Source organism: Rhodococcus sp. FG69, from assembly GCF_057808915.1.
In genome coordinates, this window is sequence record NZ_JBMDIX010000047.1 from 25,431 (window position 1) to 39,120 (window position 13,690).

Annotated in this window: 10 protein-coding genes; 1 reads left to right on the forward strand and 9 read right to left on the reverse strand. The window is 63.3% G+C overall.

What is annotated here, in order from left to right; translation table 11 throughout:
• Window position 1: 1 nt before the first annotated feature.
• From ACODSO_RS26070 to ACODSO_RS26105, 8 genes are all read right to left on the reverse strand, one after another.
• Window positions 2–1,729 (reverse strand): substrate-binding domain-containing protein, encoded by a 1,728-nt coding sequence (locus ACODSO_RS26070; RefSeq protein WP_489039563.1) that lies wholly within the window; start codon window positions 1,727–1,729, stop codon window positions 2–4.
• Between the two features lie 22 nt (window positions 1,730–1,751).
• Complete coding sequence (locus ACODSO_RS26075; protein ID WP_489039573.1) at window positions 1,752–3,926, reverse strand: malate synthase G; 2,175 nt, start codon at window positions 3,924–3,926, stop codon at window positions 1,752–1,754.
• Between the two features lie 53 nt (window positions 3,927–3,979).
• Window positions 3,980–4,891: a 3-methyladenine DNA glycosylase gene (locus ACODSO_RS26080; protein ID WP_489039564.1), complete on the reverse strand. Its 912-nt coding sequence runs from the start codon at window positions 4,889–4,891 to the stop codon at window positions 3,980–3,982.
• Window positions 4,892–4,893: 2 nt separating this feature from the next.
• On the reverse strand, window positions 4,894–5,994 hold the full coding sequence (locus ACODSO_RS26085; protein ID WP_068374339.1) for a hemolysin family protein: 1,101 nt from the start codon (window positions 5,992–5,994) through the stop codon (window positions 4,894–4,896).
• Window positions 5,987–7,369, reverse strand: coding sequence for a hemolysin family protein (locus ACODSO_RS26090; protein WP_489039574.1), 1,383 nt, complete (start codon window positions 7,367–7,369; stop codon window positions 5,987–5,989). The genes ACODSO_RS26085 and ACODSO_RS26090 overlap by 8 nt, the downstream gene beginning before the upstream one ends.
• A 341-nt stretch (window positions 7,370–7,710) precedes the next feature.
• Window positions 7,711–9,147 carry a GuaB1 family IMP dehydrogenase-related protein gene (locus ACODSO_RS26095; RefSeq protein WP_489039565.1) on the reverse strand — a complete coding sequence of 479 codons (1,437 nt, stop codon included), beginning with the start codon at window positions 9,145–9,147 and terminating at the stop codon, window positions 7,711–7,713.
• 18 nt (window positions 9,148–9,165) lie between these two features.
• Window positions 9,166–10,032: a DMT family transporter gene (locus ACODSO_RS26100; protein ID WP_489039566.1), complete on the reverse strand. Its 867-nt coding sequence runs from the start codon at window positions 10,030–10,032 to the stop codon at window positions 9,166–9,168.
• Entirely contained in the window at window positions 10,029–11,318 is a 1,290-nt protein-coding gene (locus ACODSO_RS26105; protein WP_489039567.1) for a DEAD/DEAH box helicase, read from the reverse strand. Before ACODSO_RS26105 ends, ACODSO_RS26100 begins: the two co-directional genes overlap by 4 nt.
• A 132-nt stretch (window positions 11,319–11,450) precedes the next feature.
• Here ACODSO_RS26105 and ACODSO_RS26110 point away from each other — a divergent pair, with 132 nt between their 5' ends.
• Complete coding sequence (locus ACODSO_RS26110; RefSeq protein ID WP_489039568.1) at window positions 11,451–11,987, forward strand: DUF4262 domain-containing protein; 537 nt, start codon at window positions 11,451–11,453, stop codon at window positions 11,985–11,987.
• Between the two features lie 94 nt (window positions 11,988–12,081).
• Here ACODSO_RS26110 and gndA read toward each other — a convergent pair whose 3' ends face one another.
• Window positions 12,082–13,533, reverse strand: a complete 1,452-nt coding sequence (gene gndA, locus ACODSO_RS26115; RefSeq protein ID WP_489039569.1) for an NADP-dependent phosphogluconate dehydrogenase — start codon at window positions 13,531–13,533, stop codon at window positions 12,082–12,084.
• Window positions 13,534–13,690 lie beyond the last annotated feature (157 nt).

A 13,690-nucleotide genomic window follows, 5' to 3' on the forward strand; every position in this document is an offset into this window, starting at 1 on the left:
TTCAGTGCAGCAGCTTTCGAAGAAGGTCGGGTAGCTCGGCGCCAGCGGAGGAACCGACGGTGGTGAACGATCCACCGGTGATGTCGGACATGGACTGCAACGTCGATCCGTCGGAATCGGTTCCGATGGACACGACGTCGATTGTGATGGGGCGAGTCGGATCCACCATCTCGGACAGTGTCGACAGGAATCGACTGGACGTGATCGTCGTGTCGTCGTTCGGTCCGTCCGTCACCAACAGCACGCTGTTCGGCTTGCCGGGCGAGTACGTCTCCTGTGCGTCCAGGAATGAGGCGATCACCGCTTCGTATGTCGATGTGGCAGTGGCAGGTCGGACTGCCCCCGCGGCAGCGATCAATTGCTCTCGGCGAGTGCTCGAGTCGAACGGCTCGTCGATCGGGCCGGTAGGCACAAGGGTTCGGAAGGCTCGGGTGCCGTCGAGATCCTTGCTGAACACCCAGAGACCCAGTTCGGAGGAGTCGATGGCCGATCCGAACTGCTGATCGAGCGCAGCGACCGTATTGCCCAATCTGGTGTTGGACCCCTCGGTTGTGTCCATCGAGCCGGATATGTCCAACAATGTCGTGACACGACGCGTTGTTGCAGGATCGAGAACGGCGTCGACGAGCGCGCTCTGGGTAGCAATACCGACGGCGGGCGCTCCCGCGGGTGGATCGCCGACATCGAAGCCGGAATCGACGAACATCTGAGCGTTGGCGGGCTGTCGGAGAAAGTCCACGAACTGCGCCGCCGCGCGTCGGCTGGTCTCGTCCGTCCATTCCCTGGCGAGTATCGCCGCCGGATGGTCCGCGATCGGGGTCGTTCCGCTCGGCGCGTACGCGGTCAGACCGGACTGAGCCGAGGCGTCGAGCTGCTGCTCGGTCACCGGCACAGCGTGCACATCCGACGTGGGCGTCGAATCACGGCTCAGCAGTCCGAGTGCGCTGTCGGTCGATTCGGTTGTGGTGGAGGGAGTTCCGCGATCGGTCGTTGCCAACGCGGACAGTGCGGTGGCCGTGGAACTGCGTCGCACAAGCTCGGACGCCGGCACTGGAGTCGAACTGTCGTATGTCGTTGCCGCCACCGCGCTGAGTGCCGCAGCCGACGACTCGGAGTCGGGACCGACGGGAAGACGGAGGCGAAGTCCGCCCCAGCCGGGGAGACCGAGAGTGTCCATACCGTCGGGCGCCGACTGCAGGCGAGGAAGGTCTGCCCAACCGATATCGGCCGCATCCAGAGCTTCCGCGACAATGTCGGGCACGGCAAGGACGACCGACGTGCTCGCGACCGAACGGGGAGTCCCGTCGACCGTTCCAACGGGTAGATCCACGAGCGCATCCGAGGAGCGGGGAATCCAGAGCGCGGGGAGCGGACCGAGCATCGAGTCGTCCCAGCTTGCTACGTCGGCGGCGAGTGCGTTGGCCACCTGAGTCGACTCGTGAGTGGTGACCTCGAGCGAGATGCAGTGATCTCGCACCACCGGGGCGGTAGCTGTGAAGTCGGCAGCCAACCGGGTTATCTGAGAGGAGATGTCAGGGTCGACCGTCACCGGGATGACGGCCGTCCCCTCGACACACGTATCGGCGGCCTCCACCCCCTGGTCCGCGATTCGCTCACGTAGCTGAAACCACCCGAGTACGGCGAGCACCATCACTACGACGGTGCCCACCGCAATCACCGGGCCCTTGCTGATACCTCTGGCTCCCCCTGAGGTCCGATGTTCACCCACGAGAGAAGGTTACAAGGCTCGCTCAGTTCGCAGCTGCCTTGTACTCCCGGCGGCGGCGGTGCAGGATCGGCTCGGTGTAGCCGTTCGGCTGGCTCGTGCCCTGGAAAATGAGGTCACTGGCAGCTTGGAACGCGATGTTGGTATCGAAGTCGGGCGCCAGGTTCTTGTACGTCGGATCGGATGCGTTCTGCCGGTCCACCACAGGAGCCATCCGCTTCAGCGACTCGCGCACCTCGTCCTCGGTCACGATGCCGTGACGAATCCAGTTCGCCAGGAACTGGCTCGAAATACGCAGAGTCGCACGGTCCTCCATCAACGCGATGTCGTTGATATCGGGAACCTTCGAGCACCCGACTCCGTGGTCGATCCAGCGGACGACGTACCCCAGGATCGACTGTGAATTGTTGTCGAGTTCTTTGCGCTTCTGCTCTTCGGACCAGTCCGTGGACGGGGCGAGGGGGATCTCGAGGATCTCGTCGACGGTCGCGCGCTTGGCTCGAGCGATCTCCTCCTGGCGGGCGAAGACGTCCACCTTGTGATAGTGCAAGGCGTGCAACGTCGCTGCAGTCGGGGATGGCACCCATGCGGTGTTCGCCCCAGCCATCGGGTGAGCGATCTTCTGCTCGAGCATGTCGTGCATCAGGTCGGGCATGGCCCACATGCCCTTGCCGATCTGCGCCTTACCCTCCAGCCCGGCAGCGAGGCCGGTGTCGACGTTGAAGTTCTCGTACGCCGAGATCCACTTCTGAGCCTTCATCTCGCCCTTGGGGACAACGGGGCCGGCCTCCATCGAGGTGTGGATTTCGTCGCCGGTGCGGTCGAGGAAGCCGGTGTTGATGAACACCACCCGCTCCTTCGCGGCCTCGATAGCGGCCTTCAAGTTGACCGTCGTGCGGCGCTCTTCGTCCATGATGCCGACCTTGAGGGTGTTGACCGGCAGGCCGAGAACCTTCTCGACACGTGCGAACAACTCCGCGGTGAACGCGACCTCGTCCGGTCCGTGCATCTTCGGCTTGACGATGTACAGCGACCCGGTGCGCGAATTCTTCAACACGTTGTCCGCGGCCAACGAGTGCATCCCGGCGAGCGAGGTGAAGAGTGCGTCGAGGATGCCCTCGGGGACCTCGTTGCCTTCGCTGTCCAGGATCGCATCGGAGGTCATCAGGTGGCCGACGTTGCGGACGAACAGCAGTGACCGACCGTGCAGGGTCAGTTCGGGCCCGTCGACCGAGGTGTACGTGCGGTCCTTGTTCAGCGCGCGCGTGAACGTCTTTCCGCCCTTGGCCACCTCCTCGGTGAGGTCGCCTCGCATCAGGCCGAGCCAGTTGCGGTAACCGAGGACCTTGTCGTCGGCGTCGACTGCAGCAACCGAATCCTCGAAGTCCATGATCGTGGTGACGGCAGATTCGAGCAGGACGTCCTTGACGCCTGCCGCGTCGGTCTTCCCGATCGGGTTCTCCGGGTCGATCTGAATTTCGAAGTGCAGCCCGTTGTGGACCAGAAGAATTGCCGTCGGGGCCTGCGTCGTGCCCTGGTAGCCGAGCAACTGCGACGGATCGGCCAAGCCGGTTGTTGACCCGTCCGCGAGAGTGACGGTCAGCGAGCCGCCGTCGATGACGTACTCGTTGCTGCCGACGTGGCTACCGACCGACAGGGGAGCCGCTTCGTCGAGGAAGTCGCGAGCGAACGCAATGACCTTGTCGCCACGGACCTTGTTGTAGCTACTGCCCTTCTCCGCGCCGTCGTCCTCGGAGATGGCGTCGGTGCCGTAGAGCGCGTCGTAGAGCGATCCCCAACGTGCGTTGGAGGCGTTGATTGCGAAGCGCGCGTTGAGGACCGGCACGACGAGCTGCGGGCCTGCCGTGGAGGTGATCTCGGTATCGACACCGGAAGTGCTGATCTGGAAGTCTGCCGGCTCGTCCTGGAGGTAGCCGATTTCCTGCAGGAACGCCTTGTAGGCGGCGCGGTCGTAGTTCGCGCCGGCGTGCTCGCCGTGCCAAGCATCGACCTTGCCCTGAATCTCGTCCCGCACCGCGAGTAGCGCCTTGTTCTTGGGTGCCAGGTCGGTGATCACCGATTCGACGCCTGTCCAGAACTGCTCGGGGTCGACACCGGTGCCCGGAAGGGCCTCGTTCTGCACGAAGTCGTACAGCACCTTGGCAACCTGAAGACCACCAACTCGTTCGCGTTCGGTCATGATTCCCTCGCTCTTTCCGGTCACAGGCACCTGTATCAGTGCCCCAACGACAACTATGTCGATGTTACTCGGCGGTAGGTCCGAGAAGGGACACCGCCGTTCACGAGTAGATTCTGGCACCGTGCTATCAGTTCCGATCGGAGAGGGGCTGCCCTGGCCGTCAGGTCCGTCTGTGCACGCACGTATTCAGCACGCCCCGCGGGTGTTTCGATCGCGATCGGCGCGAGACCGTAAGCCGTCAGATCGTAGGGGCTTGCTCTCATGTCGACGGTCCGTGCGACAAGCGCCAGCTCGAAGCAGTCGGCTACCAACTCCGATCCGACGAGCGGCGATAGTTTGTAGCTCCACTTGTAGAGATCCATGCTCGCGTGCACGCACCCGGGCTGTTCGCGATCGGTTCTCCCCGAGGGCTCCAGCACGAGCGCATTGCGCGGCACCGCGGCACCGGTGAAGAACCGGAATGCGTCGTAATGCGTGCACCGAAGCTTCATGGAGTCGACCACCTCGTCGGTGCCGTCGTGCCCCAATCTCAATGGCACCGTGCCGTGCCGCAGCGCCGATGTGCCTCCGCGATACACCATGGCCCACTCGTGCAGGCCGAAGCAGCCCAGGTTGGGTGGACGATCTCGTGTCGCCGTAAGCAACCCCAGCGTGAATTCGATCGCCGACCTGCGGTGGTCGAGAAGCGACTCGCGTGCTCGATAGCCTCCGCCGGGTACCGGTTCGTACGACGCCAAGCCCGCGTAGTCCTCGGCCTGCGCGCCCGTGAGCACCACTCCGTAGCCAGGATTCCAGCGCTTGAGATGACCCGGCTTGAAGCTGTAGTACGTGAAAAGAAAATCGAGTACGGGGTGATACGCACCTCGCGCTCGTTCCTGTAGGTAGTCGCCGATCAGCAGGTCTATTCGGTTGGCGTGCGCCGCCCGACTCGCTGTCCAGTCCGACTCCGGGAGAACGGTGACCACGACTAACGACGCAGCCCGCCCGGCGCAGGCCCAGCGATGCGATGAGTGCCGTCGCGAACTGTTCCGACGAACTCTTCGACGAGGTCCTCCAACGCAACGATTCCGACGGTGGTCCCGGTGGAATCCTGGACGGCTCCCAGGTGACTTCTCGTGCGTCGCAGACGAGTCAGTGCATCGTCGAGCATCGTGTCTGCGGAGACCATGGGCAATGGCCGTACCTCCGACCGGGGGATGATCGAATCCGGTCCCGCAGAATCGTCGACCATGTACTCGAGCACGTCCTTCAAGTGCAAGTAGCCGACAAGAGCGCCATCGGGTGCCTCGACGGGATATCTCGAGAATCCAGTGGCGATGACGGCCTCTTCGACCGAACCCAGCGTCGGACCGGACGCGCTGTCGAAGCCCGAAAGTCGAACGCTACGAACCTGATCGGACGGGATGAGCACCTCGGCCACGGTTCGGCCGGAGGTATCGAGTGCCTGCGTCAACCGACGGTGTTCCTCTTCGTCGATCAGGCCCTCCGATCGCGACTCGCCGATCATCTGAGACAGCTCGTCCGCGGAGACCGACGAATCCAGCTCGTCCTTGGGCTCGATGCGCAGCGCGCGCAACACGAGGTTCGCGCACACGTTGTAGAACGAGATCAGCGGCTTGGCAATCTTGATGAACATCAGATGGATCGGAACGAGAATCATGGCGGTGCGTTCCGGACCTGCGATCGCGATGTTCTTCGGAACCATCTCGCCGACGAGAATGTGCAGCACCACGACGAGCCCGAGCGCGAGCGCAAACGAGATCGGGTGCAGCAGCGCCTCGGGAATTCCGACAAGCTCCATGGGCTTCTCGATCAGATGCGCTACGGCCGGTTCACCCACTCGGCCCAGCAGAATCGAACAGATCGTGATGCCGAGTTGGGCTGCCGCGAGCATCAGCGACAGGTTCTGACCGGCCTCGATCACGAACTTCGCACGCTTCTTGCCTTGTGCGAGCAAGGATTCGAGTCGGTCACGGCGAGCCGAGATCAGCGAGAATTCTGCGCCGACGAAGAATGCGTTTCCGGCGAGCAGGAATACCGCGAGCAGTACAGCGAGTAGATCACCCACGGGCCTTGTCCTCCGATCTGAGCTCGGTCAGGCGGTCGGAGGCAACCGGCTGCAGCAAAATCCGGTCGATTCTGCGTCCATCCATGTGTGTCACCTTCGCTACCCACCCGCCGTCGGACTCCGACGGTTCGTCGAAGTCGGGGGCGGGCAGAATCGTGCAGTCTCCTTCGACGGGGATTCGACCGAGCTCGGTGAGTACGAGCCCACCGATCGTTTCGTACTCGCCCTCGGGTGCGTGGTATCCAGTTGCGGACGCGACCTCGTCGATCCGAAGCAAACCGGAGCAGATCCAGCTGTCGCCCACCCGTTGTACGTCCACCTCGGGCTCGTCGTGTTCGTCTCTGACTTCTCCGACGATCTCCTCGATGAGATCTTCCATCGTGACCATTCCGGCTGTTCCGCCGTACTCGTCGACGACCAAGGCAACCTGCATTCCGTCGGCTCGAACACGTTCCATGACGGTGTCGCCGTCGAGACTGGAGGGCACTACGGGTACGTCCTGTGCGAGTGCATCGAGGCGAGTCGATCGCCGATTCGAGGAAGGGACGGCAAACGCGTGTTTGATGTGTACGACGCCGACCGTGTCGTCGAGATCCCCGTCGACGACGGGGAAACGTGAGAATCCGGTTCGTGCCGCAGTTTCGATGAGATCGAACGCAGTGTCGGACACCGACAACGACTCCACCTTCACCCGCGGGGTCATCAGCTCCTCCGCAGTCCGCTCGCCGAACTGCAGCGACCTGTCGACGAGCCGAGCCGTTCCCTCGTCGAGTGATCCCTGCTGCGCCGATGTGCGGACCAGAGAACCCAGCTCGCGGGGCGAACGTGCGGATCGAAGCTCTTCGGCGGGCTCGACACCGAGCCGGCGTACAAGCCAGTTGGCCGACCCGTTGAGGCCCCTGATGGCCCAGCGAAAGATCGCCGAGAATCCCGACATCGCACCGGCAGTCGCACGCGCAGTACCCATCGGCAACGCGATGGCGATGTTCTTGGGAACGAGTTCGCCGAAGATCATCGAGAACGATGTTGCTATGACCAACGCCGCAGCGAGTGAGATTCCCGATGCGACGCTCTCGGATGCGCCGACGGAGGTGGCCAAGGGCACGAAGAATCCAGCGAGTACAGGTTCGGCGATGTATCCGGTGATCAGGGTTGTGATGGTGATTCCGAGCTGCGCGCCGGACAGCTGGAAGGACAGGGTCCGATGTGCGTGCTGGACCTGACGCGAGCGGGTGTCATCGCGTGTCGAGACAGCGGAGTCGACCGAGCTCTTCTCCAGAGCGGTCAACGAGAATTCTGCTGCCACGAACAAAGCTGTGCCGGCAGTCAGAGCCACGAAACCCAACAGACTGAGAATGCTGATCGCAATGTCCACGGTCATCGCCGCCGGAGTTGGGATAGAAGAACCGCACCGTGCTCTGCTCGACGCCCTGATGTGGGGAAGGCGTCGCCGTGCAGCTGGCGTGTCGAACGAATGTCGCCGGGTTTGTCACCCGGCTCGATAGAGGAACCCTCCGAAGTGGAGCCCTCGTCGCCGAGGTCGCTCGATGCGACCGGGGCGTTGCTGATAGCGGGTGCCTCAGGCACCTGGTTCCTTTCTCTCTTTTCCTGCAACCATGCTCATACGAGCACGGCTGCAGAAAGTTCGCATAATTGTCGAAGACCTCATCTTATCTGCTCGACCGACAGATGCGGTGACGGGCAAAGTGGGACGTCTCACCACCCACGCGGAAGCGGACGTCCCTCGGCGAACCCCGCTGCAGACTGAACGCCCAGCACTGCGCGCTGATGCAGCTCAGGAAGAGTCCGTGCGCCTGCATAGGTGCAGGTGCTCCGCACTCCGGCGCAGATGTGGTCGATAAGATCCTCCACACCTGGCCGATCCGGGTCCAGGAGCATTTTGGAACTCGAGATTCCCTCCTCGAACAAGCCCTTGCGCGCTCGGTCGAACGCGCTGTCCGTCGCGGTGCGAGCGGCAACCGCCCGCTTGGAGGCCATCCCGAAGCTCTCCTTGTATGCGCGGCCGGCGGTGTCGACGCGCAGATCCCCTGGCGACTCGTAGGTTCCGGCGAACCACGAGCCGATCATGACGTTCGACGCACCTGCGGCCAGCGCGAGTGCTACGTCACGTGGATGTCGGACCCCGCCGTCCGCCCAGACGGTGGCACCCAGCTCGGCTGCGGCCGCGGAACATTCGGCGACCGCCGAAAATTGCGGACGGCCGACGCCGGTCATCATTCTCGTGGTGCACATGGCTCCTGGCCCGACACCGACCTTGACGATGTTCGCGCCCGCAGCGATGAGATCGCGGGTACCTGCCGCGGACACCACGTTGCCGGCTGCCAACGGGACACCGAGGTCGAGTGCAGCGATGGCGGACAGAGCTTCGAGCATCTTCTCCTGGTGGCCGTGCGCGGTATCGATGACGAGGACGTCCGCACCGGTCTCGACGAGTGACTGCGCCTTCGCCGCAACATCGCCGTTGATGCCGACTGCTGCGGCGATGCGTAGCCGTCCCGCATCGTCGATAGCGGGCGAGTAGATGCCGGCGCGTACGGCTCCGGTGCGAGTGAGCACACCTGCGAGGCTTCCGTCGGCGTCGACCAGGACTGCAAGGTGTTCGTGTGCCGAGTCCAGGGCCTCGAAAACTGCTCGAGGGGTCGCGTCGGAGGGCGCGGTGACGAAATCGGTTGCAGCAATGGATTGGAGTCGCGCGAACCGGTCCACGTCGGCACAGGCGTCCTCGGTGACGACGCCGACCGGACGACCGCCATCGATGACGATCACGGCGCCGTGTGCACGCTTGTGCATCAGCGCGAGCGCGTCCGAGACCGACGCGTCAGGGCCCAGCACTACCGGTGTGTCCGCGACGAGGTCACGACTCTTGACGAACGCAACCGTTTCGGTGACGGCATCGATCGGTAGATCCTGGGGGAGGACCGTGATTCCGCCTCTGCGAGCTACGGTCTCTGCCATGCGACGACCGGACACCGCAGTCATGTTGGAGACAACGATCGGGATTGTCGTACCCGAGCCATCGACAGTGGAGAGATCGACGTCGAATCGGGACGGAACGTCAGTCCGGTTCGGAACGAAGAACACGTCGTCGTAGGTCAGGTCGTATGGGGGCCGGTGGCCATCGAGGAACTGCACGTTGCGCCAGCCTACCTGTCAGGCGGCAGCCGCGCCTTCGGTCACCATCGCCTGCGACCGCGACAGCGCAATGGTCGAGACGATCATGACGGCCACACACACCGTGATGACGACGAGAGCGAGAGGGCCGTCGCGTACTCGCTCGTCCAGGACGGTGATACCAAGGAACGCTGCGCCGAATGGCTCGCCGATCGTCACTGCGGGCAGCGACGCCGACAGAGGGCCGGCTTGAAACGCGACTTGTTGTAGGTAAAACCCGAGCGCTCCGCACCCGACGAGCGCGTAGGTCTGCCACGCTGTCAACGCTCCGACGAAGTCGTTCTCCACGAGGTCCGACACGAATTTGGTGAACGCTACTGCGACACCGAACAGGAGGCCACCCGCCGCACCGAGCAGTAGTGCGCGGTGACCAGGATTCTTCAACACGAACCCGGCGACCGCACAGGTCGAGATGACCACGGCCGAGATCACCAACGGAACCAACCACTCGGAAAACGGTGCGTTCGAATGACCTTCGGTGGGATCGCCCACGACGATGAACACAGCCAGGGCCAGCGCCAGGGAGATGGCCAGCAACCACGTGGTCCGAGTCATCGTGAAGCCCGAGAACTTGGCGGACAGCGGCAATGCGAACAGCAACATCGACACCACGAGCGGTTGTACGAGAAGGACCGAGCCCACCCACAGCGCCGCGACCTGCATTCCGTATCCACCGATGTCGCCGATCACGCCAGCCCACCAGCGCGGGCTTCGCAGCAGAGCGGACACCAGCGAGGTTCCCTCGGGTACGGCGGCGGCCGCACTCTGCTGCGCGACGGATGCGCACGCGAACAACATCGCTGCGATGAGCGCAAGGACGATCGGCAGTAGCGGTGAGTTGCTCATCGTCGACCCGGCCGGCGAGACCGTGTGCGTTGCCCACTGGAGCCGGAGGGCCGTCGAGGTCCGGCACGCGTGGCAGTTGTGCCAACCGGCGGTGTCGACACGCGGATCGGTATTCCGGTCGGCTTCCTAGCGCCGGTGGCTGCAATCAGAGCTGGGCTCGACGGAACGACGTCCGCAATCCGGGCGTCGATGTGTGCTTCGTCGATGAGTGAGGTGACGTGATCTTCCTGGTTCTCGGTCACCAGTGTCACGACGACGCCGGTTCGGCCCGCGCGGCCGGTGCGCCCGGCGCGGTGTGTGTAGTCCTTGACATCGACGGGTGGATCGACGTGCACGACGAGGGTGACACCGTCGATGTCGATACCTCTGGCAACGACGTCGGTAGCAACCAGCACAGGTACCGATCCGTCGGCGAACGCCGCCATGGTGTGCACGCGGTTGGCCTGGGACTTGTCTCCGTGCAGGGCGGCGGCTGAAACACCCTCTGCGCGAAGTTTTTCGGTAAGTCGGTCCACTGCGTGTTTGGTGCGCAGAAAGAGAATGGTGCTGCCGTCGCGAGATGCGATCGCGGCTGCGACCGAATCCTTGTTCTGCGCTGTGACACGGAAGAAGTGATGCTCGACCGGTGACTCCGCGACCGGCGGCCCGTCCGTTCGGTGAAACGCAGGTGTGCGCAGGTACTTCTGGACGAGAGTGTCCACCTCGCCGTCGAGAGTGGCAGAGAACAACATTCGCTGTCCATCTCGAGGAGTTCGGTCGAGTAGCGCCGCGACTTGAGGCAGAAACCCGAGGTCGGACATGCGGTCAGCCTCGTCGATCACGGCGATTTCCACATCGGCGAGGGACACTGCAGTCGTCGAGACCAGGTCTTCGAGACGACCCGGAGTGGCAACGACGACGTCTACTCCTCGGCGAAGCACGTCGAGTTGTCGCTTGAGTGGGACTCCTCCGACCACGCTCGCGATTCGAATTCCTGACGCAAGCGCCGGCTCCTCGAGTGACGTGCTGATCTGGAGGGCGAGTTCGCGAGTGGGAACGAGCACGATGGCGCGGGGGCGGACTGGGACGCTTGCTCGGCCGGACAGGCGATGAAGGAGCGGAAGTCCGAAGGCCAGTGTCTTCCCGGATCCAGTGGGGGCTCTACCGAGGATGTCGCGACCGGCCAGGGCGTCGGGAATCGCTGCGGATTGGATGGGAAAAGGCTCCTGCACGCCGAGCCGTCGCAGGGCATGGACGACGACGGGACGCAGCCCCAGATCTGCGAACGAAGAAGTCGATCCTGGCATAGCGGAACAGTACCGCCCCTTCGTGTTCGTGTCGGTAGTGCTTGCAATCATTCGAAATATACGAACATATGTTCGAGTCTCTGATCGGCAGAGACCGTGATGTTCGGCCGAGATGGGGGAGTCATGTGTGCGATGTGTGACGGTCGATCGATCGAGGATTACGTCGTCGGCGTGGAAGGGCTGGTAGACCGGTACGGATGGGCGCTGCAGTACGTGAGTTCGCAGGCGGACGTCGCGTTCGAGGGCTCAGAGATTCAGGCGGACCACCTCCAGGACCAGGACGACCCGGAGGACATCGTGCCTGCGTTCTGCTACACCGTCGGTCTGACCGCTCACGGTCATCCCGAGTTGATTCTGACAGGGCGGTCGGCAGGTGAGTCCGCCTCGATACTCAACGTGCTCGCTCGTCGCGTTCTGATCGGGCACACCCGATTCGAGGCCGGGGGCGAGTGCAGCGCAGGCGGTTTCGAACTTTCGTTCGTCGACGTAGTGCAGTCCGAGGACTGGCTTCTCATGGCAGGCCGCGTCTATTCCCGAGACCAGATCTCGGCGGTTCAGGCGGTGTGGCGGGACTCGGACGGCAACCTTCCGTGGGAAGGGGACTTTCCGTCGACCATCGTGCAGCCTGTCCTCGGGCCACCACCGGGCTGGTACGACGAGTTCGACTGAGACGCTTCGGTTCCCGGGACTGCAACCGTGTGCTCGGAGATGTATCGATTCCGAGCACACGGTCGCGATCGGGTAGATCCAGGCCTGAATCTCCCTAAGCTTGAACCTCGCTACGGTCCCCGCTCCACAGCGTGTGGAACTTGCCTTCGGAGTCGATGCGCTCGTAGGTGTGCGCACCGAAGAAGTCGCGCTGTCCCTGAGTGAGTGCAGCAGGCAGGCGTTCGGCACGTAGTGCGTCGTAGTACGCGAGGGAGGACGCGAATGCGGGTACCGGAATACCGAGCGATGCTGCGGTGATGACGACACGACGCCAGCTGTCGATTGCGTCTTCGATTGCGTCTCGGAAGTACGGCGCGAGGATCAAACTCGGCAGCTCGGCGTTGTCGTCGTACGCGTCCTTGATGCGGTTGAGGAAGCGTGCACGGATGATGCAACCGCCGCGCCAGATGGTGGCCAGATCACCCGGGTGCAGGTTCCAGTCGTACTCGGCGCTGCCCGCTGCGATCTGGTCGAAGCCCTGTGCGTAAGCGACGATCTTGGACGCATAGAGCGCACGACTGATGTCGTGGGTGAATTGTTCGGCGTCGGATGGCTTGGCGGCAAGAGTTCCCGACGCAAGGCCCACCGCGGCTTTGCGTTGGCTACGCGATCCGGACAGTGCACGTGCGAAGACAGCCTCGGCGATGCCGGTTACCGGCACGCCGAGGTCGAGGGCAGCCTTGACGGTCCACCGACCTGTGCCCTTCTGCTCGGCAGCATCGACGATCACATCTACCAGCGGCTGGCCGGTCTTCGCGTCGACCTGCTTCAGCACCTCGGCGGTGATCTCGACGAGGTAGCTCTCGAGGTCGCCCGCGTTCCACTCGGTGAACACATCGGCTACCTGCTGCGGCGTGTAGTCGAGTGCGTCACGGAAAAGGTTGTAGGCCTCGCCGATGAGCTGCATGTCTGCATACTCGATGCCGTTGTGCACCATCTTCACGAAGTGCCCGGACCCGTCCGGACCGATGTGTGTGCAGCACGGCGTGCCATCGACCTGTGCTGCAATCGATTCCAGCAGTGGGCCGAGAGCCTTGTACGAATCCACCGGGCCACCGGGCATGATCGACGGCCCGTTCAGCGCCCCCTCCTCGCCGCCGGAGATCCCGGCGCCGACGAAGAGCAGTCCGCGCTGTTTGAGCGATGCTTCACGGCGAATGGTGTCCGTGTAGAGCGCATTTCCGCCATCGATGATGATGTCGCCCTCTTCCATGGCGCCTGCGAGTTCCTCGATGACTGCATCGGTGGGGTCGCCTGCCTTCACCATGATCAGCACGCGGCGAGGTTTCTGCAGCGCAGCGACGAACTCCTCGATCGTCTCGGTGCGAATGAACTTCCCTTCGCTACCGTGCTCCGCCACGAGGGCATCGGTCTTGGCGATGCTTCGGTTGTGCAGCGCAACAGTATGCCCGTTACGCGCGAAGTTCCTGGCGATGTTCGAACCCATCACAGCGAGTCCGGTGACACCGATCTGGGCAAGTTCTGACGAATCCACTCCTGAGGTCATGGGTACAGCTTTCCTTGCGGTGCGAATGAAGGAAAGTTGGGGGCGGAATTCGTTCTGCGACAGGCACCGCATTTCGTGTGCGGACTCGACAGAACGAGACCGGGGCGTCGTTTCGTATTCGAAACGTCGCCCCGGTCTCGGGGCGGTTCTTCTTGAG